Origin of the sequence: Micromonospora sp. C28SCA-DRY-2, assembly GCF_030519475.1 — a bacterium.
In the GTDB taxonomy this organism is placed as follows: domain Bacteria; phylum Actinomycetota; class Actinomycetes; order Mycobacteriales; family Micromonosporaceae; genus Micromonospora.
On record NZ_JAUMKD010000001.1, the window covers coordinates 1,629,215 to 1,653,818 of the forward strand.

Annotated in this window: 25 protein-coding genes, 1 tRNA gene and 1 pseudogene; 11 read left to right on the forward strand and 16 right to left on the reverse strand. The window is 73.0% G+C overall.

Annotation, left to right across the window (positions count from 1 at the left end; translation table 11 throughout):
* Nucleotides 1-22: 22 nt before the first annotated feature.
* The 3 genes from Q3W71_RS07685 to Q3W71_RS07695 all read right to left on the reverse strand — a co-directional run bounded on the left by Q3W71_RS07685 (nt 23) and on the right by Q3W71_RS07695 (nt 2,427).
* Complete coding sequence (locus Q3W71_RS07685; protein ID WP_302918561.1) at nt 23-1,144, reverse strand: glycosyltransferase family 9 protein; 1,122 nt, start codon at nt 1,142-1,144, stop codon at nt 23-25.
* 9 nt (nt 1,145-1,153) lie between these two features.
* Nucleotides 1,154-1,687 carry an Hsp20/alpha crystallin family protein gene (locus Q3W71_RS07690; RefSeq protein ID WP_302918562.1) on the reverse strand — a complete coding sequence of 178 codons (534 nt, stop codon included), beginning with the start codon at nt 1,685-1,687 and terminating at the stop codon, nt 1,154-1,156.
* Nucleotides 1,688-1,923: 236 nt separating this feature from the next.
* Nucleotides 1,924-2,427, reverse strand: a complete 504-nt coding sequence (locus tag Q3W71_RS07695; RefSeq protein ID WP_302918563.1) for a DUF2231 domain-containing protein — start codon at nt 2,425-2,427, stop codon at nt 1,924-1,926.
* Between the two features lie 151 nt (nt 2,428-2,578).
* Here Q3W71_RS07695 and Q3W71_RS07700 point away from each other — a divergent pair, with 151 nt between their 5' ends.
* From Q3W71_RS07700 to Q3W71_RS07710, 3 genes are all read left to right on the forward strand, one after another.
* A complete protein-coding gene (locus tag Q3W71_RS07700) occupies nt 2,579-3,196 on the forward strand; it encodes a pyridoxamine 5'-phosphate oxidase family protein (RefSeq protein WP_302918564.1) in 618 nt (205 codons plus the stop codon).
* 113 nt (nt 3,197-3,309) lie between these two features.
* Nucleotides 3,310-4,077: a winged helix-turn-helix domain-containing protein gene (locus Q3W71_RS07705; protein ID WP_368050341.1), complete on the forward strand. Its 768-nt coding sequence runs from the start codon at nt 3,310-3,312 to the stop codon at nt 4,075-4,077.
* Between the two features lie 68 nt (nt 4,078-4,145).
* Nucleotides 4,146-5,372: an MFS transporter gene (locus Q3W71_RS07710; RefSeq protein WP_302918746.1), complete on the forward strand. Its 1,227-nt coding sequence runs from the start codon at nt 4,146-4,148 to the stop codon at nt 5,370-5,372.
* Between the two features lie 19 nt (nt 5,373-5,391).
* On the opposite strand, the gene Q3W71_RS07715 is transcribed toward Q3W71_RS07710, so the two are convergent.
* The gene (locus Q3W71_RS07715; protein WP_302918565.1) at nt 5,392-5,967 is read right to left on the reverse strand and encodes an ABATE domain-containing protein; all 576 of its coding nucleotides are present in this window, start codon (nt 5,965-5,967) and stop codon (nt 5,392-5,394) included.
* A gap of 108 nt (nt 5,968-6,075) precedes the next feature.
* Here Q3W71_RS07715 and Q3W71_RS07720 point away from each other — a divergent pair, with 108 nt between their 5' ends.
* The 3 genes from Q3W71_RS07720 to Q3W71_RS07730 all read left to right on the forward strand — a co-directional run bounded on the left by Q3W71_RS07720 (nt 6,076) and on the right by Q3W71_RS07730 (nt 8,702).
* Entirely contained in the window at nt 6,076-7,053 is a 978-nt protein-coding gene (locus Q3W71_RS07720; RefSeq protein ID WP_302918566.1) for a LacI family DNA-binding transcriptional regulator, read from the forward strand.
* A 205-nt stretch (nt 7,054-7,258) separates the two neighbouring features.
* Entirely contained in the window at nt 7,259-7,666 is a 408-nt protein-coding gene (locus Q3W71_RS07725; protein WP_302918567.1) for a hypothetical protein, read from the forward strand.
* A 61-nt stretch (nt 7,667-7,727) separates the two neighbouring features.
* Entirely contained in the window at nt 7,728-8,702 is a 975-nt protein-coding gene (locus Q3W71_RS07730; RefSeq protein ID WP_302918568.1) for a S9 family peptidase, read from the forward strand.
* On the opposite strand, the gene Q3W71_RS07735 is transcribed toward Q3W71_RS07730, so the two are convergent.
* Both Q3W71_RS07735 and Q3W71_RS07740 read right to left on the reverse strand, forming a co-directional pair.
* Nucleotides 8,663-9,337, reverse strand: a complete 675-nt coding sequence (locus Q3W71_RS07735; RefSeq protein WP_302918569.1) for an MOSC domain-containing protein — start codon at nt 9,335-9,337, stop codon at nt 8,663-8,665. The two genes, Q3W71_RS07730 and Q3W71_RS07735, sit on opposite strands and share 40 nt — an antisense overlap.
* Before the next feature lie 483 nt (nt 9,338-9,820).
* On the reverse strand, nt 9,821-10,354 hold the full coding sequence (locus Q3W71_RS07740; protein ID WP_302918570.1) for a helix-turn-helix domain-containing protein: 534 nt from the start codon (nt 10,352-10,354) through the stop codon (nt 9,821-9,823).
* A 64-nt stretch (nt 10,355-10,418) separates the two neighbouring features.
* Here Q3W71_RS07740 and Q3W71_RS07745 point away from each other — a divergent pair, with 64 nt between their 5' ends.
* Nucleotides 10,419-11,063, forward strand: coding sequence for a dihydrofolate reductase family protein (locus tag Q3W71_RS07745; RefSeq protein WP_302918571.1), 645 nt, complete (start codon nt 10,419-10,421; stop codon nt 11,061-11,063).
* A gap of 16 nt (nt 11,064-11,079) precedes the next feature.
* On the opposite strand, the gene Q3W71_RS07750 is transcribed toward Q3W71_RS07745, so the two are convergent.
* Nucleotides 11,080-11,433 carry a VOC family protein gene (locus Q3W71_RS07750; RefSeq protein ID WP_302918572.1) on the reverse strand — a complete coding sequence of 118 codons (354 nt, stop codon included), beginning with the start codon at nt 11,431-11,433 and terminating at the stop codon, nt 11,080-11,082.
* A gap of 116 nt (nt 11,434-11,549) precedes the next feature.
* Here Q3W71_RS07750 and Q3W71_RS07755 point away from each other — a divergent pair, with 116 nt between their 5' ends.
* Entirely contained in the window at nt 11,550-12,158 is a 609-nt protein-coding gene (locus tag Q3W71_RS07755) for a bifunctional 2-polyprenyl-6-hydroxyphenol methylase/3-demethylubiquinol 3-O-methyltransferase UbiG (protein ID WP_302918573.1), read from the forward strand.
* A 273-nt stretch (nt 12,159-12,431) separates the two neighbouring features.
* The gene (locus Q3W71_RS07760; RefSeq protein ID WP_302918574.1) at nt 12,432-13,382 is read left to right on the forward strand and encodes an NADP-dependent oxidoreductase; all 951 of its coding nucleotides are present in this window, start codon (nt 12,432-12,434) and stop codon (nt 13,380-13,382) included.
* Nucleotides 13,383-13,619: 237 nt separating this feature from the next.
* Here Q3W71_RS07760 and Q3W71_RS07765 read toward each other — a convergent pair whose 3' ends face one another.
* Together Q3W71_RS07765 and Q3W71_RS07770 are read right to left on the reverse strand one after the other, a co-directional pair.
* The gene (locus Q3W71_RS07765; RefSeq protein ID WP_302918575.1) at nt 13,620-14,525 is read right to left on the reverse strand and encodes an NADP-dependent oxidoreductase; all 906 of its coding nucleotides are present in this window, start codon (nt 14,523-14,525) and stop codon (nt 13,620-13,622) included.
* A gap of 614 nt (nt 14,526-15,139) precedes the next feature.
* Nucleotides 15,140-15,580 carry a hypothetical protein gene (locus Q3W71_RS07770; protein WP_302918576.1) on the reverse strand — a complete coding sequence of 147 codons (441 nt, stop codon included), beginning with the start codon at nt 15,578-15,580 and terminating at the stop codon, nt 15,140-15,142.
* A gap of 94 nt (nt 15,581-15,674) precedes the next feature.
* Here Q3W71_RS07770 and Q3W71_RS07775 point away from each other — a divergent pair.
* A pseudogene (locus tag Q3W71_RS07775) lies at nt 15,675-15,857 on the forward strand (replication initiator); the annotation flags it as partial.
* 367 nt (nt 15,858-16,224) lie between these two features.
* Here the strand turns inward: Q3W71_RS07775 and Q3W71_RS07780 are convergent.
* A tRNA-Thr gene (locus Q3W71_RS07780) sits at nt 16,225-16,298 on the reverse strand.
* A 159-nt stretch (nt 16,299-16,457) separates the two neighbouring features.
* Between Q3W71_RS07780 and Q3W71_RS07785 the strand changes: the two genes are divergently transcribed.
* Nucleotides 16,458-18,209, forward strand: coding sequence for a metallophosphoesterase (locus tag Q3W71_RS07785; protein WP_302918747.1), 1,752 nt, complete (start codon nt 16,458-16,460; stop codon nt 18,207-18,209).
* Between the two features lie 51 nt (nt 18,210-18,260).
* Here the strand turns inward: Q3W71_RS07785 and Q3W71_RS07790 are convergent, their stop codons facing one another.
* The 6 genes from Q3W71_RS07790 to tmk form a co-directional block, all read right to left on the reverse strand.
* On the reverse strand, nt 18,261-19,130 hold the full coding sequence (locus tag Q3W71_RS07790) for a regulatory iron-sulfur-containing complex subunit RicT (RefSeq protein ID WP_302918577.1): 870 nt from the start codon (nt 19,128-19,130) through the stop codon (nt 18,261-18,263).
* 331 nt (nt 19,131-19,461) lie between these two features.
* The gene (locus Q3W71_RS07795; RefSeq protein ID WP_302918578.1) at nt 19,462-20,145 is read right to left on the reverse strand and encodes a hypothetical protein; all 684 of its coding nucleotides are present in this window, start codon (nt 20,143-20,145) and stop codon (nt 19,462-19,464) included.
* Nucleotides 20,145-20,450 carry a hypothetical protein gene (locus Q3W71_RS07800; RefSeq protein ID WP_302918579.1) on the reverse strand — a complete coding sequence of 102 codons (306 nt, stop codon included), beginning with the start codon at nt 20,448-20,450 and terminating at the stop codon, nt 20,145-20,147. Before Q3W71_RS07800 ends, Q3W71_RS07795 begins: the two co-directional genes overlap by 1 nt.
* Nucleotide 20,451: 1 nt before the next feature.
* A complete protein-coding gene (locus Q3W71_RS07805) occupies nt 20,452-20,781 on the reverse strand; it encodes a YbaB/EbfC family nucleoid-associated protein (RefSeq protein WP_302918580.1) in 330 nt (109 codons plus the stop codon).
* A gap of 144 nt (nt 20,782-20,925) precedes the next feature.
* Nucleotides 20,926-22,209 (reverse strand): DNA polymerase III subunit delta', encoded by a 1,284-nt coding sequence (locus Q3W71_RS07810; RefSeq protein ID WP_302918581.1) that lies wholly within the window; start codon nt 22,207-22,209, stop codon nt 20,926-20,928.
* The gene (gene tmk / locus Q3W71_RS07815; protein ID WP_302918582.1) at nt 22,209-24,458 is read right to left on the reverse strand and encodes a dTMP kinase; all 2,250 of its coding nucleotides are present in this window, start codon (nt 24,456-24,458) and stop codon (nt 22,209-22,211) included. Before tmk ends, Q3W71_RS07810 begins: the two co-directional genes overlap by 1 nt.
* Nucleotides 24,459-24,604 lie beyond the last annotated feature (146 nt).

Below are 24,604 nucleotides of genomic sequence, written 5' to 3' on the forward strand. Positions count from 1 at the left end.
GGCCACGGCGGTGCCGGGCCGCTCAGGGTGCGCCGGGCTCGGGGCGGAGCAGTTCCCGGGCCGCCTCCAGCACCTCGACCACCGGCACGTCGGTGACGAACGAGTCCCGGTGCGGGCACTCGCCGTCGCCGGGGCGGTGCGGGTAGATGCCGGGCGTGCAGTCCACCCCGCAGACCGGGCAGTGCACCGTCCAGGAGCTGATCGGGCGGTGCCGGCCGCGCAGCGGGTGCGCCACGTTGATCAGGTTGCCGACCCAGAAGACGCCGACCGTCGCGGTGCCCACCGCGGCGGCCAGGTGCAGCGGTCCGGTGTCGTTCGACACGACCAGCTCGCAACCGGCGTAGCAGCCGGCCAGCCCGCCCAGGCTGAGCGTGCCCACCTGCGGTCGCAGCGGCACCCCGGCCGCCGCCACCACCCGGTCCACCACGTCCTGCTCGGCGGCGGTCCCGGTGACCAGCACCTCGTACCCGTCGCCGACCAGTTCGCGGGCGACCTCGGCGAACCGCTCGGCCGGCCAGCGCCGGCGGGTGTCGGTGGCGCCCGGGTGCAGCGCCACCCGGGGCCGCTCCGGCGGGCCGAGCACCTCGGCCGCCTCGGCCCGGTCCGCGTCGGTGACCGCCAGCGTCGGCACGATGGTGGTGGCCGGCGCGCCGACCAGCGCGGCCACCTCCAGGTAGCGGATCACCTCGTGCTGGTAGTAGACGTAGCGGATCCAGCGGTCCAGCGGCGGCGCGTCCTCGGTCCGCAGTCCGGCGGTGACCCGGGCGCCGAGCTGGCTGACCAGCGGGTTGGAGTTGCCGCCGCCACCGTGCACCTGCAACGCCAGGTCGAAGCGCTCCTTGCGGGCCGCGGTCAGGAAGTCCGCCATCCCGGATGCCGGCTCGCCCGGGTCGGGGCCCCGGATCCCGGGGGCCGCGGGTACCACCAGCACCCGGTCCACCGGGCCGGGCCGGTCGCGCCAGAGCTTCGCGTGCCACGGCGCGCCGAGCAGCACGATCTCCGCCTCGGGGTACGCGGACCGCAACGCGTCCAGCGCCGGCAGCACGAAGATGAAATCGCCGAGCGCGTTGGCCCGCAGCACGGCGATCCGCTCGACGTCGGGCACGGGCTCGGCGGGTGCGCCGAGCAGGGCCGGGGTGACCACGCGGCCCCGTTACGGCCGGTCGAGCCCGCCGGCGGCGGTGTCCGGGTGGTGCAGCTCCCGGTCCGCGGCCGGGTCGATCGGCGTACCCTCGCTGTCGGCGCGGAAGCCGGTGCGGCCGACGGTGATGGTGCGCGGCGCGGGCCGGGCGGCCCGGGGCAGCCGCACCCGGAGCAGGCCGTGGTCCATCACCGCGTCGATGGCGTCCGGGTCCACCCGGGAGGGCAGGTCGACGCGGTACTCGAAACCGCGGGTCTCGAAGCCGCCGGGGATGCCGTGGTCGGCGTTGACCTCGGCCTCGGTGCGGGCGCGGACGCAGAGTTCCCGGTCGTCCAGCTCCACGGCCACCTCCTCCGGCGCCACCCCGGGCAGCCGGACGACGACCTCCCAGCCGTCGGCGGTCTCGGCCAGCTCGACCTCCGGCGGGCCGGACCGGCCACCGACCAGCCGCCGCAGCTCGGAACGGAGCGACTGCAACTCGCCCATCGGGTCCCAGCCCTGCTGCCGGCCCCGCCAGCCCCGGCCGAACCCACCCTGCTCGCTCATGCCGGCACTCCGCTTCGCTCCGTGCCGCCATGAGGCACCACCGCGCCGCACCGATGATTCGCTCGCTCACGCTCGCTCATGCCGGCACTCCGCTTCGCTCCGTGCCGCCATGAGGCACCACCGCGCCGCACCGATGATTCGCTCGCTCACGCTCGCTCATGCCAGCGCCTCCCCTCGCTCCGCCCGGGCCTTCGACCCGGTCACGCCGTCCCTGCTGATCCGTCCGTCGCGCCGGCTCATCGCGCCTCGCGGACCCGGGTGGGCGTCGGGGACCGCAGCGAGCTGGGCGCGTTCAGGCCCGCGTCCCGGTCCACGCCGACGCCGAGCCGGTCGACCAGTTCGCCGCCGAGCCAGGCGCTGATGCCGAGGATCGCCACGGCGACCACCTCGATCGCGATCAGCGCGCCACCGGCGGCCCGGGAATCGGCGTTGAGCCGGACCACCCAGATCGCGGCGAAGAGCAGGATCACCGCGACGTTGGCGGCGGCGTGGGTGAGCGCGACCCGCTTGGCCCGCGTCCCGGTGGGGATCGCCAGCAGGTCGAACGCGCCGGCCGCCGCGGCGAGCAGGCCGCCGATCAGGCCGACGGCGATGTTCCAGTACGCCACCTCGCCGAGGAAGTCCGGGCCGCCGACGGTGTCGATCACGTCGAAGAGGACGGCGGTGACCAGCAGGGCGACCGGAAACATGACCAGCATCGGGTGCACGGGGTGGCCCAGCACCTTGAGTCGGCTCTCCATCTCCGGGCCTCCACTGTTCTCCGGCGAGTGTGGTCACGCGGTACCCCCGACACCGCGGGGCAAACCTCGCGCCGGACCGTGCTGCCTAGGCTGTAGCCGACGGCGCGCCGGGGCGGGTCGTCACCGAGATCAACGGACGGGGGAGGACGACGTGACGGTGGAGATCACTTCGGCGGAGGAGCTGCGCGAGCTGCTCGGCACGCCGACCGCGCGGGCGGCGGCCAAGGAGCGGACCAGCCTGCACGAGCGCGACCGGCAGTGGCTGGCGGCGTCGCCGTTCTGCCTGGTCGCCACGGCCGGCGCGGACGGCAGTTGCGACGTCTCGCCGAAGGGCGACCCGCCCGGGTTCACCCTGGTGCTGGACGACCGGACCGTCGCCATCCCGGAGCGGCCGGGCAACCGGCGGGCGGACGGCTACCGCAACATCCTGGAGAACCCGCACGTCGGGCTGATCTTCCTGATCCCCGGCCGGACCGACTCGCTGCGGATCAACGGTCGGGCCCGGCTGGTCCGCGACGCGCCCTGGTTCGACGACATGGTGGTCAAGGGGCACCGGCCGGTGCTCGCCGTGGTGGTGCAGATCGAGCAGATCTTCTACCACTGCGCCAAGGCGTTCCTCCGCTCCGAGCTGTGGCGGCCGGAGAGCTGGCAGCCGGACGCGCTGCCGTCCCGCGCCCGGCTGGTCAAGGAGGTGGAGTACCCGGCGGCGGACCTCGCCGACCTGGAACGCCACTACGGCCCGGACTACGTCAACACCATCTACACCTGACCCGGTAGCGCGGCCGTCCGCGCCGGCGCGGACGGTCCGGCCGCTGATCCCGGTGCTGCGGACTGTCGCGTCGACACTTGCTAAAGATATCTTTATAAAGATAGCTTTAGCGTATGTCGCTGTCCCGGGTGAAGCTCTCCGACCCGACCGCCCTGCGGGGGTACGCCCACCCGCTGCGGATGAGCCTCGTCGGCCTGCTCCGTCAGCACGGTCCGATGACCGCCACCCAGGCCGCCGCCCGGCTCGGCGAAAGCGTGCCGAACTGCTCGTTCCACCTGCGCCAGCTGGCCAAGTACGGGCTCGCCGAGCGGGTGCCGGGTGCCGACGCCCGGGAGCGCCCCTGGCGGGCCACCGCGATGGTCACCTCGTGGGACGACGCCTCCGACGACCCGGTGCTGCGCGCCGCCACCGACGAGCTGACGGCCACCCAGCTGGCCCAGTACACCCGGCGCGCCGAGGAGTACCTCGCCCGGCGGGCGGGCGAGCCGGCGGCCTGGCGGGCGGTCACCGGGTTCAGCGACCTGACGCTGCACCTCACCCCCGACGAGCTGGGCGAGCTGACCGGCCGGATCGACGCCCTGCTCGCCGAGTACGAGGACCGGATCACCGACCCGACCCGGCGTCCCCCCGGCAGCCGCAAGGTCAGCCTGATCCATCTCGCCCTGCTGCCCGAGCCGGCCCCCGCCGGACCGGAACCGGCCGCCGCCGAGCCGGCACCGGCCCCCGCCGAGCGGGAACCGACCACCGCCGAGCCGGCAGCGGCCTCAGCCGGGCCGGGTTCAGCGCCGGCCTCAACCCGGCGCGGTCCCGCGCGGACCGGGCGGGAGCCGGCCGCCGCCACCGACCCGACCGAGCGGGGCGACGACGGCGGCCCCCGGTGAGCGGCACGGCCGCCCCGGCCACCGCCCCGGCCACCGCCCCGCCCGCCGGCCCGGCCCGGCACCGCCGGTTGCCCCGGCTGCTGCGCGAGCGGGCGTTCCGCCGCTACTGGTCGGCCCAGACCGTGTCCTACTTCGGGGACGAGATCTCCACCCTGGCGCTGCCGCTGCTGGCCGTGCTCGGCACCGGCGCCGGGCCCGCCGAGATGGGCTACCTCACCGCCGCCCTGCTCGCCCCGAACCTGCTCTTCTCGCTGCTCGCCGGCGCCTGGGTCGACCGCTACCCGCACAAGCGGCGGGTCATGATCCTCACCGACCTCGGCCGGGCCCTACTGCTCGCCACGGTGCCGGCGGCGTACCTGCTCGACCTGCTCGCCCTGCCGCAGCTCTACCTCGTCGCCTTCGGCGTCGGCACCCTCGCCGTGCTCTTCGAGGTGGCCCGCGGGCCGCTCTTCGTGTCCCTGGTGCAGCGACGCGACTACGTCGACGCGAACACGCTGATCAACGGCAGCCGGGCGATGTCCCTGGTCGCCGGGCCGAGCATCGGCGGCGTGCTGGTGCAGGTGCTCACCGCGCCGATCGCCCTGCTCGCCGACGCGCTGTCGTACGTCGTGTCCGCGTACTTCCTGGCGCGGATCCGGCCGACGGAGCCGGCGCCGGCGCGCGGCGGCGGCCTGGGGATCGGCGCCGGGCTGGGGTTCCTCGCCCGGGCGCCGATGATGCGCGCGATCCTGCTCGGCACCACCACGGTGAACCTGTTCAACTTCATGTTCGCCGCGCTCTTCGTGCTCTACGCCACCCAGGAGCTGGGCCTGGCGCCGGGCATGCTCGGCCTGGTGCTCGGTGCCGGCGCGGTCGGCGGGCTGTGCGGGGCGGCCGTCACCGGGCGGCTGACCCGGCGCTTCGGCATCGGGCCGACGCTGGTGGCCAGCTTCGTGCTCTTCCCCGCGCCGCTGCTGCTCGTGCCGCTCGCCGGCGGGCCCACGCCGCTGGTGCTCGGCATGCTCTTCACCGCGGAGTTCCTCTGCGCCGTCGGGGTGATGCTGCTCGACATCGTCTCCGGTTCGGTGCAGACCGCGCTCACCCCGGACGCGATGCTGGCCCGGGTGACCGGGGCCCGGCGCACCGTCAACTACGGGATCCGGCCGATCGGCGCGCTCATCGGCGGCGCGCTCGGCACCGCCCTCGGGGTACGCGAGGCGCTCTGGATCGCCACCGCGGGCGCGCTGACCGGGGTGCTCTGGGTGCTCTTCTCCCCCGTCCGGCGGCTGCGCGACCTGCCCGAGCAGGCGACCTGACCCGCCGAGCCGCCGGTGGTTACGGCGTGTCCGGTCCGGCGGTCGCCCTGCGCCGTCGGACGGCGTACGCCCGGCGCATCTTGACGTAGTTGCCGCAGCCGGCCATGGAGCACCAGCGGCGGGCCTGGTTCCGGGAGGCGTCGTAGTAGGCCCAGCGGCAGGTGTCCCGGGCACACGCCTTCAACCTCGCCCAGCTCTGCTCCGCCCCGCACTGCCGGACGGCGTCCAGCAGGGCGGCCAGAGCCTGGTCGAACACCGCGTCGCGGACGGCGACGAGGCGGGGGCCGGTCTCGGTGAAGGTCATCCGGACGGGCACCTCGGCCAGGGCCTGGTCGAGCCGGCTCAGCGCGGCCGGGTCGGCGGGATGGCCGGCGTGGCCGAGCAGCACCGCACGCAGACCCTCGCGCACCGCCCGGGCGACGGCGAGGTCGGCCGCCCGCAGCCGGGCGCCCGGGGGGAGGAGCCCCCGTCCGGCGAACCAGTCGCGGAGCTGGTCGGGGGTGGTCAGGCTCTCCTCGTCGACCTGCGGCTCGAAGGTGTTGACGAAGTCCCGGACCAGGCGGGCGGCGGGCGGGATCACGTCCTCCTCGCTCATCACCACCCCCTCACGTGACACCAGCGTATCGCCTTGACAGGTGTAACAGCCTTGTACACCATCAAAGTGCGTTTGATGGTGTAGCACGGATGCGACCGAGGGAAGGCGATGTCCACCACGCTCCGCGACGTGGCGCGGTTGGCCCAGGTTTCGGTGAAGACCGTCTCCAACGTGGTCAACGGGTATCCGCACGTCAGCGACGGGATGCGGCGCCGGGTGGAGGCCGCCCTGGCCGCGCTGGACTACCACCCGAACCGGGCCGCCCGGACGCTGCGAACCGGCCGGACCCGGGTGCTCGCCCTGACGGTGGCGGAGGCCGACGGGGTGGGCGTGCTCGCCCGGGCCGTCGTCCGGGCGGCGGCCCGGCACGGCTACCGGGTCGTCATCGACCCGGTCGACCCGGAGTGCCAGGGTGTCGCGACTCCTCCGCTGTCGGTCGACGGCTGCCTCCTGCTCACCGACCTTCCGGCCGAGCCACCCACCGGCGGGCCGCCCGTCGTCCGGCTCGGCCAGGCCACCGCCGGCGGGTCCGCCGACCGGGTCGGCATCGACCACGCCCGCGCCACCCGGGACGCCGTCGACCACCTCGTGGCCACCGGCCGGTCGCGGATCGCCGCCATCGGCGTCGCACCGGGCCAGCCCTCCGCCACGATCGGCCGCCAGGGATACGCGGAGGTGCTCCGCGCCGCCGGCCGGGACCCGCTCCCCGGTCACCTCCAGCAGGTCCCGGCGGACCAGCGCTCGGACGGCTACCGGGCCGCCCGGGCGCTGCTGAGCCAGCGCCGACGACCGGACGCCGTCGTCTGCGCCTCGGACGCCCTGGCGATCGGCGCCCTCTGCGCCGCGGCCGACGCCGGTGTGCGTGTTCCGCAGGACCTCGCGGTGATCGGCGTCGGGGGCAGCGAGGAGGGGCGCTGGACGCGGCCGGCGCTCAGCACCGTCGCCGCCGACCCCGCGTTCCTCGCCCGCCAGGCCGTGGCCCGCATCGTCGCCCGCATCGCCCGCCCGGACGCGGCCCCGGTCACCGTGGTGACCCCGCACACCCTGCTGGCCCGGGAGAGCACGCGGACATCGACCTCCGGGTAGCGGCATCCGGGGTCACGACGATCCGCGCCGCTCGGCTGGTGGTGGCCGAAACGCGGCGGCGCTCGGCGTCGCGCCGCCTGCCGGTCGTCCGGCGACGCTGCCGACCGCGTCAGTTGCCGGGGCCTCCTACCTTGATGGCGCCGCGGTCCGGGCACTCGGTCGGCCCATCCCGCGGACCCCTCGCAGCACTACGCCAGGAGGCCGTGTGAGAAGCAGGAAGTACGCCCCGGTCGCGGTGCCGGTCGCGATGGCCCTGGTGGCCCTCGCCGGTTGCGGCAGCGACGGTGACGCCGGGAAGGAGTACGCGAACAAGCTGAGCAAGGCCGGCTTCGACTCGGTGCGGGTGTCCCCCGAGACGAAGACCTCCATGCGGAAGAACAAGAAACGCAAGAGCACCGTGGCGTACGTCTTCACGTGGACCGTGAACACCGACGCGGACCCGACGAGTTGCGAGGTCACCCTCCGGCACCCCGCGTACAACTCGGACTCGCTGCGCGGCGACCACTGGAACATCGAGGAGGTCAACGACACCGACGTGGACGGCTGGGGAGGCAACAGTCCCGGCCCCGACAGGGTGCGACAGTTGCTCCGGGAGCACAACTACGACTGCTGACCCGCCGCGGCACGGGCGGCGGGTCCCCGGCCGGGTCGCCGTCCGTGCTTGACTGCCGGCCATGGAGCTGACCATCGAGGTCGACGGCGTACGGCTGCCGGCCACGCTCGACCTGCCGGCCGGCCCGGTCCGCGGGGCGGTGGTCGTGCTGCACGGGGCGGGGGCGGGGCAGCGGTCGTACTTCTGCTACGCCCACCTGGCCGGGCTGCTGCCCGGCGCCGGTGTCGCGGTGCTGCGCTTCGACCGCCGCCCGCGCGTCAACGACCGGGACGTACCCCTGGTGCGGCAGGCCGACGACGCGGCCGCGGCGGTCCGGCTCCTGCGCCGGCACGTCGGCGACGCGCCGATCGGGCTGTGGGGGTGGAGCCAGGGCGCCTGGGCCGCCCCGCTGGCCGCCACCCGCCATCCCGACCTGGTGTCGTTCCTGGTCCTCGTCTCCGGCAGCGGCGTCAGCCCCGCCGCCCAGATGCGCTACGGCACCGCCGAGCAGCTCCGCCGGCACGGGTACGCCGACACCGACCTCGCCGAGCTGGGCCGGCTCCGGTCCACGGTGGAGGAGTACCTGCGCGGGCGGCTGGACCGGCAGACCGCCCAGCGGGCCGTCGACCGGGCCGCCGGCCGGGTCTGGTTCCCGCTGGCCTGGGTGCCCCGCGAGCTGCCCGACCAGCCCGGCACCTGGGCCGACATGGACTTCGACCCGGCACCGGTGTTCGCCCGGGTCACCTGCCCGGTGCTGCTGTACTACGGCGCCACCGACGCCTGGGTGCCGGTGGACGCGAGCATCGCCACCTGGCGGCGCGCCACCGCCGGCGGCTCGGCGCGGCTGAGCGTCTGCCGGCTCGACGGCTGCGACCACCTGCCCATCCTCGGCGGGGGCGAGGATCTGGCCAGCATCAGTGAGCAGTACACCCGCACGCTGCTCGACTGGCTCGACGCCGAGCTGACCCGCCCGGCGGCGTGGCGGCCCGCGCCCCCGGGCGCGGGCCGTCCCCACGCTCAGTCGAGCCAGCGGGCCTCGTCGCCGACGCGAACCTGACCGGGTGACTCGACAGCGGCGTACACGCCGAGGGTGTTGCCCAACTCGCGGGCGACCCAGCGCAGCACCCCGCGGTCGTGCGGCACCGTCGGGGTCTCCTTGGTGATCATCACGCACCGGTCGCAGCCCCCGGTGAAACGCAACCGCAGCGCGCCGATCGCCATCCGGCGGCCGAGCCAGTCGTGCTCGGGGTGCCCGGCCCCCGGCACGCCGTCCAGCACGAGGTTGGGCCGGAACCTGGTGACGTCGATCGCGCTCTCCGGCAGCGCCCGGTCGAGGCTGCGCAGCGAGGTGGTGGTCAGGACGTGCAGCGCGGCGTCCGGCTGGTCCGGTCGGTGCGCGGCCAGGGTGACCTTGGCGTTGACCGCGGCGCTGAGCCGGGCCCCGGCGTCGGGCGCGTCGGAGCGGAACCGCTCGCCGTCCGGCAGGACCAGCTCGGCCACGCCCTCGCCCACCGTGACCGCCCGCACCCGCATGAGCCCCGGGATCGCGCCGGCCCAGGTGACCTCGTCCCGCTCGTCGTGCACGGCGATCACCCGGTCACCCTCGATCCCGTACGCGCCGACGGTGGCGGAGGTGAGGGACTCGCCGCCCACCGACTTCACCGGATACCGCCACAATTGATCGACCCGCATCCGGCCCCCGATCGGGTGTGCTGGACCTGCCGCCCCCGATCGTAGCCAAGCCGACGGTCGGGAATCCCCTGTGGAATCGGTCGCCTCCGGCGCGCCGGGCTGGGGTGCGCGCTGACCTCGGCGCACCCGGCGCGGACCGCGCCAGACGGCTCGCGGCGCACGCGACGTCCTCGCTAAACAGGATGACCTGCGGGGTTCGAAACATCGGACGCCTCCTCGGCGACTGTTACTCGCTCACCGACAGGTCATGCAATCACGCGGGTCCGGGCCAGGTTCATCGCGACCGTCCGCAACCAGGTCTCCGGGTCGGCCACGGCCAGGAACCGGGCCGGCCGGGCCAACGCTCCCGCGTACGCCTTGCCGTGAGGTAACCAGCACGGGCGTACCTCCTGGTACCGACCGGGCTCAGCTGAGCGGGGGCGAAACTACTTCCGGCGCGGGATCGGGGTGCCACCTCCGGCCCCGGGCCGGATGCCGGCCGCGCTACCGGGGCCGGTCAGCGGCGGCCGCGGCGCGCTCGTAGGCCAGGGTGAGCTCGGCGAGGACGCCGTCGGCGGGTTGCGGGCGGCCCTTGAGGTGGACGGCGCGGAGTTCGTCCATGAACCGCTGCCACATCTTCGGACCGCCGGCGGCGAGGAGTTCGGCGCGGATCGACAGCTCGGGTGTCGTGGGGAGCCATCGGGAACCCCAGGCACCGAGCTGTGCCATGACCGGAACGAGTTCGATGGCCGCCTCGGTGAGCCGATAGTCGATCTTCTGCCGGTGGCTCGGGTCGTCGTGTCGGCTGAGCAGGCCCGCTTCCACGAGCTTCGACAGGCGGCTGGCGAGGATGTTCGACGCGATGCCCTCGACGGAATGCGTGAGCAGCTCGCGGAAGTGCCGATGACCGCCGAACATGACGTCCCGCAGCACGACCAGGCTCCATCGGTCGCCCAACAGTTCGGCGGTCAGATTGATCGGGCACCCCGACTTCCCCTCGGGCACGGGAAGGCGACGAGCACCAACTGCTTGCGGCATGCAACCAGTGTATTTGGGTCCAACCGGTTGTAGATTGCAACCGGAATTGCCTGAGGGAGGATCGGTGTCGCAACTGTTGAGGGTGCAGTGCTTCAACCTGTCGCGTGACGGGTTCGGCGCCGGTGAGGGGCAGAGCCTGGAGCGGCCCTTCGGCCACGCCGACCCCACCCCGCTGTTCTCCTGGCGCGCCGCCACCGCCAGCTTCGTGTACCGCACCGAACCCGGCGGCACTCGCGGCCTGGACGACCTTCTGACCCGCGACCACGACCACAACATCGGCGCGGAGATCATGGGCCGGAACAAGTTCGGCCCCCAACGTGGCCCCTGGGAGAACCACGAGTGGCAGGGGTGGTGGGGAGACAACCCACCCTTCCACACGCCGGTCTTCGTCCTCACCCACCACGAACGCCCGTCGTTCACCCTGTCCGACACCACGTTCCACTTCCTCGACGCCAGTCCGGCGGAGGCGCTGGCCCGGGCCAAGGAAGCCGCCGCCGGTCGGGACGTACGGCTCGGTGGTGGGGTCGCCACCATCCGCGAGTTCATCGAGGCCGACCTGGTCGACACCATGCACATCGCCGTCGCGCCCGTCGACCTCGGCCGCGGCGAACGGCTGTGGTACAGCCACACGGAGCTTCTCGACCGCTTCCACCTCGAGTCCGTGCCGAGCCCCAGCGGGGTCACCCACCTCCTGTTCTGGAGACGATGACCACGATCCGTGTGGATCAGCCCCGGTGGGTGAGGACGTTGACGACCCTGCCGTTGGGGTCGCGCACGAAGAAGCGTCGGACTCCCCATGGTTCGTCGGTGAGCGGGTGCACGATCTCGGCGCCGGCATTCCGGGCGGCCTGATGCGCGGCGTCGACGTCATCGACCTCCACCGACACGTCGGGGACGACCGGCGCGGTGGCGTCGTGGGTCAGGAGACTCAGCTGGGCTCCCGGGTTGGCGCGATCACTCAGGGTGACGATCCAGCCCATGTCCATGACGACCTCGAAGCCGAGTACCTCGACGTAGAAGGCGGTGGCCTCCGCGATGTTCTCGGTCGCGAAGTTGGGCACTGTGCGCTTGATGGCCATGAGGACATGCTGCCGGCCGGCAGCCTCATCGACCAGCAGGGGGTGGTCGACCTCGAGAAACCGGTCGCGTCGGCCCCGGCCAGCTCCGCCTCTCCGACAGCCCGTACTGTCGCGTGGTGAACCTGGAGCAGGTCCGGCAGGCATACGGGTCCGTCGCGGAGCTCTACATCGAGCTGTTCGGAACACGGCAGCAGGTACACCCCGACGACCTCGCCTTCATCGGGCGACACCTGGCGGGCCGGCCGGGCACGGTGCTCGATCTGGGCTGCGGGCCCGGCCATATCACCGACTACCTTCGCTCGCTGGGCGCCGACGCCACGGGGATCGACATGGTCCCCGAGTTCATCGCCCATGCGCGGGCAGCCCACCCGGGCGGCAGCTACCAACTCGGGTCGATGGAGAACCTCGCCGTTGCCGACCGATCCATCGCCGGCATCCTGGCCTGGGGCTCGTTGATCCACCTGCCGCCGGACGATCTCGACGGCCAGCTCGCCGAGTTCCGGCGGGTGATGGCCCCGGCCGGACGGTTGGTGCTCGGTCTCTTCGTGGGTGACGAGGTCGAAGCCTTCGACCACAAGGTGGTTACCGCCTATCGCTGGCCCGTCGACGAGTTCTCCGAGCGACTGGCGCGAGCCGGCTTCGCGGAGGTCGAGCGCCTGCAACGGCCCAGCGAAGGCACTCAACGGCCACACGCCGCCATCGCGGCAATCGCGGCGGACGGATGAGCTGAGGCGGCGAGCCACCTGTCACCCACATCGACATGGCGCCACGTCTGTCGGCAGCCGGTGCACGCTTCGGCGGTCGCCACCCGACGTCCGCCGCGTGCCGCCGCCCTGGAGCGCCCCTGATCCAGCGCGCTTCCGCACCGAGGGGGCAAGGGTTCCGGAAGTCCGGCAGGCGGCTGCCGAACTGCCGGATAATGCGGGAGTTGGCCTGCGGTTCATCGCCAAGGGGCGGCCGGTGGCTGATCGAATGCGGTGGGAGGGAGCAGCCGTCGGATGAGCACGATGCACGCCGTGCGAGCCCACACCAGGGGCGGGCCGGAACAACTCGTGTACGAGGAGGCGCCGCGGCCCGAGCCGGGGCCCGGAGAGGTGTTGGTGGCCGTGAAGGCCGCTTCCATGACACCCCATGAGCTCACCTGGCCGGAAACCTGGACGCACACCTCGGACGGGACGGGACCCGAGCGCACCCCGATCATCCCGTCGCACGAATTCTCCGGAGTCGTCGCGGCGTCCGGCGCGGGGGTGGAGAGCCCCGCCGAAGGGGAGGCCGTCTATGGCTTGATCCCTTTCACTCGCGATGGCGCGGCCGCCGAGTACGTCGTCCTGCCCGCGGCCGTCGTGGCGGCCAAACCCGCCACCGTCGACCACGACCACGCCGCGGCGCTCCCACTGGCTGCCCTGAGTGCCTGGCAGGCACTGGTGGACCACGCCGACGTGCAGGCCGGCCAACACGTGCTGGTGCAGGGCGGCGCCGGCGGCGTGGGGATTTTCGTGGTGCAACTCGCGGCCGGTCTCGGTGCTCGCGTGAGCGCCACGGCCGCGGCGGCCGACCTGGAGTTCGTCAAGGGTCTGGGTGCCGAGCAGGTCATCGACTATGCGCACGACCGCTTCGAGGATCACGTCGGCGACGTGGACGTGGTCGTCGATCTCGTCGGAGGGGCCACACAGGCGCGGTCCTGGTCGGTCCTGAAGCCGGGCGGTGTCCTGGTCACCCTCGCCGCGCCTCCCGACGAGCAGGAAGCAGCCCGGCATGGCGTTCGTGGGGTGTACTTCATCGTCGAGCCCGACCAGAACGCGCTGCGGTCCATCGCCGAGTTCGTCGACAGCGGCCGGCTGAGGCCGGTGCTGGACCGCGTGCTGCCCCTCACTGAGACGCGCTCAGGTTACGAGGCGCTCGAGACGGCCAAACGCCGCGGCAAAGTCGTCATCCACGTCGCTGACTAAGGGATGTCTCGTAACCCCGGCCAGCCCGAATCAACGGCAACGCTGGTCGACCGATCGGCGGCGCGAGCGACATCGCCGCCCTGCGGTACCGGCACTGACCAGCGTTGTCGTTGATCTTTCGCTGATTACTAGCCGGGAGGCGGATACCAGTCTGGGATCAGGGGCCGGGTGAGCCGTCCGGGATGAGCATCTTGCCCTGACCCTCGGGCCAGGGGGCACGCCGGAGGATCAGAAGTCTCAGAAGGTCACGGTGATCTTTCCTGCCAGGCTGCCGTGGAGGAAGCGTTCGTGTGCGGCTTGGATCTCGTGCAGGCCGAAGGTGGAGTGCACACGCAGGTGCACAGAGCCGCGGTCGACGAGCTTGGCGAGCTCGTTCAGTCCCGCGCCATCCTCCTGCACCTGGTGAACGGTGGTACGGACACCGCGTGCGGACAGGTCGGGGACCGGCCCGGCTTGGGTGGCGATCGACGCATATCGGCCGCCGTCAGCCACAGCCTCGGTCACGAAAGCCCCGAAGGTGTCGAAGACGGCGTCATAGCTGCGCTCTTGTAGATCGCGGCTGTCGGTGGTGACGAGGCCCGCGCCGTGCCCATGGGCGAAGGCGACCTGCGCGTCCCGGGAGACCAGAGCGTCGACTTCGACGCCACGTGTGCGAGCGATCTGCAGTGCCAGCCCTCCAACTGCGCCTGCGGCACCGGCGACCAGCAGTCGCTCCCCGGCAGACACCGCAAGCCAGTCCAGAGTCTGCAACGCCGTCAGCCCGGAAAGCGGCAGGGTCGCTGCCTCGACCAGGCTGACCGCCTCCGGCGCGGGGGCTACCGCCAGCGCAGGAAGCGCAACCAGATCGGCCCAGGTTCCCCGGCCGGCGCTGAGCTGGTGCGACATCGCGATGACGCGTTCCCCGGCGCGCAGACCGCTGTTGCCGCCGTCGACCACGATGCCAGCCAGGTCCCATCCAAGCGTCATCGGCAGCGGGGGTGTTCCCTCGCCGATGGCGCCCCTCCGCGTCTTGTCGTCGACCGGATTGATGCTGGTCGCGACTGTCCGGATCACCACCTCCTCAGAACCTGGTTCAGGCTGGGGAGCCTCGACGAGACTGAGAACGTCGGGTGCGCCGAAGCGATTGATCTGTATGGCACGCACGGGAGAGCCCTTCACGCGACTGCTGTTGACGGGCGGTGCAACACCTCCAGCGATCATGAAATTCCGACCCTGCCGCTGTTCAGTGCGCCCCAAGGCGTGCCTCCGGTGGCGGTTGGGCGGCCGGCTCCGGTAGACCATCTCTACTGTGGACGCGCGGTTGATCCTGCAATGGATGCCTGACGATTTGTGGAACCTGGCCGGCCCGCTGATCCCACCGCCGCGACCTACGGTACGGATCAACAGCCGACCGTAGGGTTATGGGCTGGTCACTGCCGTCAGTGCCGCTGTGGACGTGTGGCCCGCTTCCGGTGACGGGTCCGGTCGGCCCGCAGGCCCCGGTGGTCATGGAGATCCCCGGCCACTCCCGGATCAGCGCCACCCTCAACATCCATGCACACCTGGCTCCGGAGATCGCGCGGGAAGCCGCGTCACGACTGGAGGGGGCGCTGTGGTCGGGTGAATGATGTTTGGCTGCCGCCTCTCGACAACTCCCATCACTCCCCCGCTGTCGGTCGGCCCCTTGCGGACTAGGTGCGGACTGCCCGGCCAGGCGGCCCGGAGCGCCAGTTCAAAAGGTGATCGACCGCTCGCGTCCCCCTCGATTTGCACACACGTCAGCAATGGGCCCCTGAGTCGGGCGAATCGGCGATGTGCAGATCGAAGGTGCCCGGCAACGGAAACGAAAGGTTCATATAGACCGTGCCACTGCCAACGTCCTTTCTCGCGCACAGTTTGGCAACGCCTGCACCGGAGGGCGTCACCAGCCACGCATCCCTTTCCGCTATTTGTTGGTAGAAAGAGACGATGGCCTGCTCGCTAGCTTCGCCTTGATACTGGCGGCCTGCGTAGGCAACTAGCCGGTCCACGTCGCATCCCGAGTACGGCGTGTCTGGCTGCACTCCGTTTGGCTGCTCCATCAATAGCGAGACGGCCCCCAGCGTAGTGGCTCGTCTCTGACACTCAGTGAATCTGGCGTCCTGCCACCAGACATACGCAATAACACCGCCGGCGACCACCAGAGCGACGACTGCCGAGATGGCCATGCGCCTGAACATCTCGCCACGGTATCGGCATCAAACCCTAGGAGGAAGGCCCGACCTGATCTACGACCGTGGTTGGCACACCGAGCCTTCATGAACCGACTAGCGGCTGCTCTACGGCGTCCAGCCGAAGAAGGCCCGGCGCGGGTTGAAGCCGGGCAACTGCAAGAACAAGGTCCACAAGCGCGACACCCTCGGCATCGACGGCCGGCGCGTCCTCATCTTCCGCCAGTGGTCCGGCAAGACCCTCGCCGACCGCCGCGAGTGGGTCAAGGCCCTCCTTGGCGTCACCACCGACGCTGCCACCGCCCCGGCCGGCGGGTAACAACGGCATGCCTGGGAACTGCGGTGGGAGACGGCGACCAAGGCGGCCATCTCGCGCGGCGACTGGATCGACCCGGCTCGGGCGCGGGTGTCGGTGGGCGCCTGGGCCACGCAGTGGATGGCGGCTCAGGTGCAGCTCAAGCCATCGACTCGCGGCGTCGATGACGCTGGACGTGTGCGCGGGCCTGTTCGGTGCCGACCTGGACGCGGTCGCCAACCGGCTGGACGAGGCGGTCGCGGCGCGGGATGCGGACTATTTGCGGACTGGCACGGCGGCGCGGTTGTCGACCTTGAAAACGGCGAAGCCCAGGCCGTTGACCTGGGCTTCCGTACCGAGCCGCCTGACGGAATCGAACCGTCGACCTACGCATTACGAGTGCGTCGCTCTAGCCGACTGAGCTAAGGCGGCAACGATCGTCAAGTGTACGGCACCCGACCCGCCCCGACCGAACGGGATGCCCACCCGACGCCAGCGACCCCGACATCCGGCACGATCCGTACGTTCGCCGGACAGCGATGCCGGCCGGGCGGGACTACGCTGCGGCGGGTGACCGACGATCACCCCCCGGTGCCCGCCCCGGACGACCCCGACGGCAGCGAGGCGACCGGCGGGCGGCTCGCCCGCCGGCCACGCTCGACCGACCCGCTGGAGCTGGGCTTCACCCCACGCAAGCCGGTGCCGTGGCTCGCGCCGTTCCTGCTGATCAGCACCGGCATCCGTACGCTGCTGGCGATGCTCTTCGGGGCGTACCTGGACAAGCGGGAGTTGCAGAACTCGCTGGAGGCCCGGATCGAGCGGCAGGTCGGGCCGGACGGCGGGCTCTGGCTGGACTACGTGGCCGACCTGGGCGACGGCTTCAACGCCACCTACTCGGTCGCGTACCTGCTCGCCCAGCCGGAGCTGGAGGTGGACGGGCACCGGCTGCCCCGGGCGCAGACCCTGGTGATGGGGGGCGACCAGGTCTACCCGTCGGCCGCCTTCGAGGCGTACGAGGACCGCTGCAAGGGCCCCTACCAGGCCGCGCTGCCGGGCACGCCGCCGGAGAAGCCGACCCTCTTCGCGGTGCCCGGCAACCACGACTGGTACGACGGGCTGACCGCCTTCCTGCGGCTCTTCGTCCGGTCCCGGGACCGGCACTTCGGCGGCTGGGCGACCGGGCAGTCCCGCTCGTACTTCGCCGTCGAACTGCCCGCCGACTGGTGGCTGCTCGGCCTGGACGACCAGTCCGGCTCGTACCTGGACGACCCGCAGCTGACCTACTTCGACACGGTGGCCGAGAAGCTGGGCCCGCAGAGCAAGGTGATCGTGGCCGTGCCGGCGCCGACCTGGGTCAAGGCCGTCGACCACCCCACGGCGTACGACTCGATCGACTACTTCATCCGTACGATAGTGGCGCCGACAGGGGCGCAGGTGCGACTGCTCATCTCCGGCGACCTGCACCACTACGCCCGGTACGCCGGCCCGGATCGCCAGCTCGTCACCTGCGGCAGCGGCGGCGCGTACCTCTACCCGACGCACAAGCTCCCGGAGCGGATCGAGGTGCCGCCGCGGGACACCCTGGCCCGGCGGGCCAGCCCGAGCCGCCCGTACGACCTGGCCGGCCGCTACCCGGACACGGCCCGCTCCCGGCGCTACGCCTGGGGCATCTTCCCCCGGTTGCCGTTGCGCAACCCCGGCTTCACCACCCTGCTCGGCACCCTGCACACGCTGCTGATGCTGGCCATGGTGGGGGTGGTGGAGAACCGCACCGGCACCGAGCAGCGGCTGTTCAGCCTGCCGCTGGTGCTGATGCTGCTGGTGACGCTGCTCGGCGCGGCCTTCTTCGCCAAGCCGCCCAGTTCCGGCGGCAAGCGGCACGCCCGGCACTGGATCCTCGGCGTCGGCCACGGGTTGGCGCACGTCGGGCTGGCCGCCGCCGGCACCTGGGGGTGGCTGGCGCTGCCCTTCCACGACTGGCCGTGGCCGCTGCCGGTGGTCGCCGCGGCGGTGCTGTACGGCCCGGTGAGCGGGCTGGTGGCGAGCCAGTTGGTGGCGGCGTACCTGCTGGTGGCGGGGGCGTTCGGGGTGAACGTCAACGAACTCTTCGCCGGTCAGGGCATCGAGGACGCGAAGGCGTTCCTCCGGCTCCGCATCGACCCCGACGGAACCCTCACCATCTACCCGATCGCGGTGGACCGCGTAGCCCGCCACTGGCAGGTCAACCCCGACCCCTCCCCCACCGCCTCCTGGCTGACTGCCAAGGACCCCCTGACCCCCCGCCTGGCCGAACCCCCCATCACCCTCCCCAACCCCACCCCGACGCCGGAACCGGCGCGTTGATCATGAGGTTGGCGGCGCCATCGGCGATCACCTTCGCCGCTAACCTCATGATCAACGCAGGAGGGGTGGGGAGGGGGGTGGGGTTGGGGGGTGGCGGTTGTCGTAGGCGTGGCGGGAGCCGCAGACGTCGGCGCGGGAGCACATGGAACGCGAGCCGTCGGCGTCGAGCCGTACGAGCACCGCGTCCCTCGGCACGTTGTGCCCGACCACCCGACCGCTGCCCTCCGGTGTGGTGACCCGCTCGCCGGTCGCCGGCGCGGACTCCTGAAACCGCGCGTACAAGGGATGTTCGTACTTCAAACAGCACATGAGCCGGCCGCACGCCCCGGAGATGCGCAGCGGGTTGAGCGGTAGGTCCTGGTCCTTGGCCATCCGGATGGTGACCGGCTCGAAGTCGGTGAGGAAGGTGGCGCAGCACAGGTCCCGACCGCAGGAGCCGATGCCGCCCTGCACCCGGGCCGAGTCGCGGGCGGAGAGCTGGCGCAACTCGACCCGGCAGTGCAGGGTCGCGCCGAGGTCGCGGACCAGCGACCGGAAGTCCACCCGGTGCGGGGCGGTGAAGTAGATGGTGCTCCGTTCGCCGCCACCCTCGCCACCGCCGAGCACGTGGTCCACGGCCACCACCTTCATCGGCAGCCCGTGCTCCCGGATCAGCCGCTTGGCGGCGACCTTCGCCTCGGCCTTGCGGCGGCGCAGCGCCTCGTCGCGGCGCAGGTCCTCCTCCTGGGCCAGCCCGGCCAGCTTCGGGAAGCCGGCGGTGTCCTCGGTGACCCACTGGGCGGCCCAGACGCACTCGGCCACCTCGGGCCCGTCGTCGGTGGGCACCAGCACCTTGTCGCCCACCTGTGGATTCAGCTCGCCCGGGTCGAGGTAGTAGAGGCGCCCGTACCGCTGGAAGCTGACCGCGCAGAGCATGCCCATGGCTCCCACCCTACGACGACCGCCCGACTCCGGCCCGCCACAGCCGTCGCCGGCCGACTACGCCGTGCAGCCATCCATGTCCGTCGACTTGACCGATGCCCCGCCCGTCTCGTCGTGCCGTTGATCCTCGCCCGGACGGCTGATTCCTGCCGCGGGTGGGGGACAAACGCCCCCGGGAGGCGTTGAGTGAAGACAGACCTGCGGGGGGTGCAGGGAAAGGCCACGGCGTCGGCGCCGGAGCCCGATCGAACGGGGCCCCGAGCGCGACGCCGTGCGCCGTGCACCGCCGACGCCGCCCCGAGCCGGCACCCCGGCCCAAATCAGCGGATGGTCACCAGCCGACCCGGGTGGGGCTGTCGTTGCGGGTCCGTTCGGCCACCGGCGCCCGCCAGCGGGATTCGGCCAGACTCGGCCCCCACTGGCGCAGCAACGTCTCGGCGCCGTCGTACGCGACGCAGAGCACGGCGAGCACCCGGGTGGCGATCTCGGCCGCCGCCGCCCCGCCGGGGCCGGCCGGCCGGGGCCGGGTCACCGCACCCGGGATCCCGGTCGCGGCGACCACTGTCACCGCCTCGGCCGAGCGGAGCACGTCGGCCAGGGCCCGGGCCAGCGTGAGCCGGCTGCCCTCCACCCAGTCGGCCAGGGCGTCGGCGTAGCCGGCCGTCGACTCCAGCCGCCCGACCAGGCTCTCCGGCCCCTCGTCGAGGTGACGCAGCAGGGCCGTGCGGGCCTGCCCGTACCGGCTGGCGGCCGGCCCGGACCAGAGGAGCGGATCGGTCAGCGCGGCGCCCACCTCGTCGTACGCCCGGACGTGCCGGCGTACCGCGTGGCCGGCGGTGGCCAGCGGCGCGGGACGCAGGTCGAGGAAGCCGCGGACCGCCTCCCCGGGGAGCACCTGCATCCGGCGCAGCAGCGGCCAGACCGGGTGCCCCTCGGGCGCACCGGTGGCGAGCAGCGTGTCGACCCGGCGCAGCAGGTCGAGGCCGGGCTCGGCGAGCCGGTCGAGGGCGTCCATCACGCCTCCCCGGCCAGCCGGCGGCGGGCCGCGTCGTCGGCGGCGGTGTAGCCGTCGGCGGCGCCCCGCACGGCGGTCGCGGCCTCGGCCAGCCGGGTGGCCGCGGCGTGCGCCTCGCGGGCGCGGTCGGTGGTGGCGGCCACCCACTGCCGGTGCAGCGCCCGGCCGATCTCGCCGGGGCGGCCGGCCGCGTCGGCGCCGAACGCGGCCTGCGGGGGGTCGCCGGCGGTGACCGTGCGGGAGAGAGCGGCCAGGGTGGCGCCGGCCTCGTCGAGGCGGGTGGCGAGGGCGCGCAGGGTCTCCATCTCAGGCCCCCGCCAGCGGCCGGTAGGCGGTGAACGTCTCGTTGTGCAGCTTCTCCCGGGCCCACTGGGCGGCGTCCGCGGCGGCGGTGACCGCTGCCTGCACGGAGCCGGCGACGTCGCGGGGGTGGCGGGCGTGCAGCGGACCGAGGAAGCGCACGTCGGTGATCCGCCCACCGGCGGTCACCACCACCTCGACCAGCCCGTCCGGCGACCGGACGGTGACCTCGACCGTCGACACCGCCTGGTCGAACTCGGCCTGCAGGGACTCGATCCGGCGGTAGCGCCGCACCGCCTCCTCGATCCAGGCCTCGTCGATCTCCCCCCGTGGCATCGGCGGACTCCTCCCGGAACAGTCATCACTCTGCGTGCCGCCACCGTCACGGCACACCGGACCGTACCGCACAGCAATTGCGCCTGTCGATGCCTGTGGACGACCGGTCCGGCGCGCGGGACCACCGGGGGAGCCTTCCGGGACTCAGCCCTTCCAGAGGGCGAGCATCATCGCCTCGACGGCGATCCGGGGCTTCACGTTCGCCTCGATCGCCGCCCGGCAGGCCAGCACCGCCTCCAGCCGGCGCAGCGCGCCCTCGGCGTCCCACCTGCGGGCGCCGGCCTCCGCCATGGCGGCGGTGTCGCTGTGCACCGGCGCGACCGGGGCGTCGAGCGCCTTGGTGAGCGCGTCCCGGTAGAAGCCGGCCAGGTCGACCAGCGCCCGGTCCAGCGCGTCCCGCTGGGCCCGGGTGGCCCGCGACTTCTGCCGCTTCTCCAGGTCCTTGAGCTGCCCGGCGGCACCCCGCAGGGCACCCGCCGCGCCCCGCCCGGTGCCGCCCGCGCCGAGCGCGGTCTCCAGGGCCGCCCGTTCGGCCGCGTCGGCCTCGGCCACCGACGCCTCGGCCTCCGCCTCGGCCGCCTCGATCAGCGCGGACGCCGCGTCGAAGGCGGCGCCCACCCCGGTGAGCCGGCGCGGCACCGCCAGCACCGCCTCCCGCCGGCTGCGGGCCTCCGGGTCGCGGGCCAGCCGCCGGGCCCGCCCCACGTGCCCCTGGGCGGCCGCCGCCGCCCAGGCCGCCACGTCGGGCGCGACGCCGTCCCGGCGCACCAGCACCTCGGCCACCGCCTCGGCCGGCGGCTGCCGCAGCGGTACGACCCGGCAGCGCGACCTGATCGTCACCGAGACGTCGTCCGGGTGGGTGGACGGGGCGCAGAGCAGGAAGACCGTCCGGGGCGGCGGTTCCTCGACCGCCTTGAGCAGGGCGTTGCCGGCCGCCTCGGTGAGCCGGTCGGCGTCCTCGATGATCACCACCTGCCAGCGGCCGCCGGACGGGGTACTGGCCGCCCGCAGCACCAGGGCACGCATCTCGCCGACGCCGATGGAGAGCCCCTCCGGCACCACCAGCCGTACGTCGGCGTGGGTGCCGGCCATGGTGGTGTGGCAGCCGGGGCACTCGCCGCAGCCGGTGCCGTACGCGCACTGGAGGGCGGCGGCGAAGGCGCGGGCGGCCACCGACCGGCCCGATCCCGGCGGCCCGGTGAAGATCCAGGCGTGCGTCATCCCCGCCCCGGGATCGCCCGCCGCGCCGCCGGCCGGGGTGGCCGCGGCGTCGGCCTCCTCGGCGAGGGCGGCCAGGTCGTCGTCGGCGGAGTCGGGCACCGGCCCGGCGGCGGGGGCGCGCAGCACGGCGGCCGCCGCGGCGGCGGCCCGGCGCAGCGTCTCCACCGCCTCGTCCTGCCCGACCAGATCGGCGAAGACGTCCGGCATCAGGTCCGATGCTCCATCGTCACCAGCTCCGTTTCGGATAACTCGGGCTGCACCGAGGTGTCCGGCCCCTGCGCCGGGCGCGGGTGGACGATGCCGCCGGGGGTGCCGAGCAGCTCCTCGATGCGGCGGGCCACCCGCTCGGCGATCTCCTCGACCGGGCGGGACGCGTCCAGCACCAGGTAGCGCTTCGGGTCGGCGGCGGCGAGGTCGAGGAAGGCGTACCGGACCCGCTCGTGGAAGGCGACCGACTCGGCCTCCACGTGGTCGGCCTCCTCGTTGCGCGCCGCCACCCGGGACAGGCCGGTGCGCGGGTCGACGTCGAGCAGCACCACCAGGTCGGGCTTGAGCCCGCCGGTGGCCCAGGAGGAGAGCCAGGAGACCTCGTCGACCGGCAGCGTCCGCCCCGCTCCCTGGTACGCCAGGGACGAGTCGACGTACCGGTCGCTGATCACCACCGCGCCCCGGGTCAGCGCCGGCCGGACCACGGTGGCCACGTGGTGCGCCCGGTCGGCGGCGTAGAGCAGCGCCTCGGCGCGCGGCGACGGCACGTCCGAGCCGGGCGCGCCGAGCAGCAGCGAGCGGATCCGCTCGCCGACCGTGGTGGCGCCGGGCTCCCGGGTGACCACCACGTCGCGTCCCTGCCCGCGCAGCCGCTCGGCGAGCGTGGCGAGCTGGGTGGACTTGCCGGCGCCCTCGCCGCCCTCGAAGACCACGAAGAGCCCGGCGGAGACGAACGGCTCGGCCGGCATCAGCGGGCGGCCGCGGATCGAGCCCCAGAGGTCGGCCAGGACCGGTACGCCCTTCTTGTCGTCCATCTGGCCGAACGCGCTGATCCCGGCGAAGATGCCGGCCGCGCCCGCGGCCAGCAGCAGCAACCGGGTGGACGAGATGGAGACGCCCAGGTCGGCGATCTCCAGCTTGCGGGAGCCGCCGACGCCGGCGAGCAGGCTGCTCAGGCCGATGGCCAGGATCAGCACCAGCCGGGTGCCGATCTGCACCACCGCGAAGACCCGGCCGCGTACCTCGTCGGCGATCTCGCCGCCGAGCAGCGTGGTGCCGGAGAGGAAGGCCATCCCGGCGCCCGCGCCGACCAGGATCGCGCCGACCATCGCCATCGACAGGTGGATGGCGAACGCCAGCGCCATCACCGACGCGCTGGCCAGCACGATGCTCATGCCGAACCAGCGCCGCCGGGACATCTCCTTGACGATCATCGGGCCGAGCCCGATGCCGAGGGCCAGGCCGATGAAGATGGCGCCGAAGAGCAGGTAGAAGGCGGCGTCGCCGGCGCCCAGCGAGGTGGCGAAGAACTTGGCGGTACCGATCACGATGCCGCCGCCGGCGAAGGCGCCGAAGATGCCGAGCACCAGGCCGCGGACCAGCGGGGTCTGGCCGATGTAGCGCCAGCCCTCCTTGAACTGGCGCAGCATGCTCTGCTCGGTGCGCTCCCGCTCGTCGGCCTGCCCGTGGCTGATCTCCTTGATGCCGTACGCCACCACCAGCGCGGTGGCCAGCCGGGAGAACGCGTTGAACCAGAGCGCGAGCTGGGCCGGCTCGGCCCAGTCCGGCGTCGAGCCGCCGGTGGCCGCCCGCACGATGCCGTCGAGCGCCGCCAGGATCAGCGCGGCGAGGACCGGCGTGAGGCCGTACGTGGTGATCAGCGTGAGCTGGTTGGCGGCCTCCAGCCGGGCCCGCGGGATCAGGTTGGGGACCGCGGCCTCCTTGGCCGGGATCCACAGCAGGGTGAGCGACTCGATCAGGAAGGTGGCGATCGCCGCCCAACCGACCACCACCCCGCCGGGGGCGCCGAGCAACGCGGCCAGCGGAATCGAGGCGAAGAGCAGGAACCGCAGCACGTCGCAGATGACCATCGTCCAGCGGCGGTCGAAGCGGTCCGCGAGCACGCCGGCGATCGGGCCGAGCACCAGCGCCGGCAGCAGCCGGACGGCGATGACGCCACCGAAGGCTGCGCCCTTGGCGGTGCTCCCCTCGACCTGGGCGGCGGCGAAGACCGACGTGGCGAGCAGGCCGAACCAGTCACCGAAGGAGGCCGCGCCGAGCACGATCCAGAGCCGGCGGAACGGGGTGATCCGCAGCACCGAGCGGATGCCCGCGTAGCCGGACAGGTCGTTGCCGGACTTCTCGGCGGCGGCGCCGGACTTGTTCGAGGACGGCGACACGCCGGGCGACTCGCCGTTGAACTGGCTTTCGATGGCCGTACCTCCACGTGCCGGCCCATCGCTGGGCATCCCCGGTGCAACACTCTAGACCCGGTGGGACCCCGTCCCACCGATGACATTCTCCTGCTCGCCGAGCCTAGGCCGCCGGCACCACGGCGCACACCCGGCGTACGCGAGGGTGTTTCGCATTGACCGCCGGACAGTTAGCGTGCACA

Coding starts and splice junctions, on each gene's coding strand:
- Q3W71_RS07720 (WP_302918566.1), top strand. CDS start 6,076: ATGTCCACCACGCTCCGCGACGTGGCGCGGTTGGCCCAGGTTTCGGTG.
- Q3W71_RS07740 (WP_302918570.1), bottom strand. CDS start 10,354: ATGCCGCAAGCAGTTGGTGCTCGTCGCCTTCCCGTGCCCGAGGGGAAG.
- Q3W71_RS07750 (WP_302918572.1), bottom strand. CDS start 11,433: ATGGCCATCAAGCGCACAGTGCCCAACTTCGCGACCGAGAACATCGCG.
- Q3W71_RS07705 (WP_368050341.1), top strand. CDS start 3,310: ATGTCGCTGTCCCGGGTGAAGCTCTCCGACCCGACCGCCCTGCGGGGG.
- Q3W71_RS07770 (WP_302918576.1), bottom strand. CDS start 15,580: ATGTTCAGGCGCATGGCCATCTCGGCAGTCGTCGCTCTGGTGGTCGCC.
- Q3W71_RS07695 (WP_302918563.1), bottom strand. CDS start 2,427: ATGGAGAGCCGACTCAAGGTGCTGGGCCACCCCGTGCACCCGATGCTG.
- Q3W71_RS07715 (WP_302918565.1), bottom strand. CDS start 5,967: ATGAGCGAGGAGGACGTGATCCCGCCCGCCGCCCGCCTGGTCCGGGAC.
- Q3W71_RS07795 (WP_302918578.1), bottom strand. CDS start 20,145: ATGGACGCCCTCGACCGGCTCGCCGAGCCCGGCCTCGACCTGCTGCGC.
- Q3W71_RS07800 (WP_302918579.1), bottom strand. CDS start 20,450: ATGGAGACCCTGCGCGCCCTCGCCACCCGCCTCGACGAGGCCGGCGCC.
- Q3W71_RS07735 (WP_302918569.1), bottom strand. CDS start 9,337: ATGCGGGTCGATCAATTGTGGCGGTATCCGGTGAAGTCGGTGGGCGGC.
- Q3W71_RS07790 (WP_302918577.1), bottom strand. CDS start 19,130: ATGGGCATGCTCTGCGCGGTCAGCTTCCAGCGGTACGGGCGCCTCTAC.
- tmk (WP_302918582.1), bottom strand. CDS start 24,458: ATGCCCAGCGATGGGCCGGCACGTGGAGGTACGGCCATCGAAAGCCAG.
- Q3W71_RS07760 (WP_302918574.1), top strand. CDS start 12,432: ATGAGCACGATGCACGCCGTGCGAGCCCACACCAGGGGCGGGCCGGAA.
- Q3W71_RS07810 (WP_302918581.1), bottom strand. CDS start 22,209: ATGCCGGACGTCTTCGCCGATCTGGTCGGGCAGGACGAGGCGGTGGAG.
- Q3W71_RS07690 (WP_302918562.1), bottom strand. CDS start 1,687: ATGAGCGAGCAGGGTGGGTTCGGCCGGGGCTGGCGGGGCCGGCAGCAG.
- Q3W71_RS07730 (WP_302918568.1), top strand. CDS start 7,728: ATGGAGCTGACCATCGAGGTCGACGGCGTACGGCTGCCGGCCACGCTC.
- Q3W71_RS07805 (WP_302918580.1), bottom strand. CDS start 20,781: ATGCCACGGGGGGAGATCGACGAGGCCTGGATCGAGGAGGCGGTGCGG.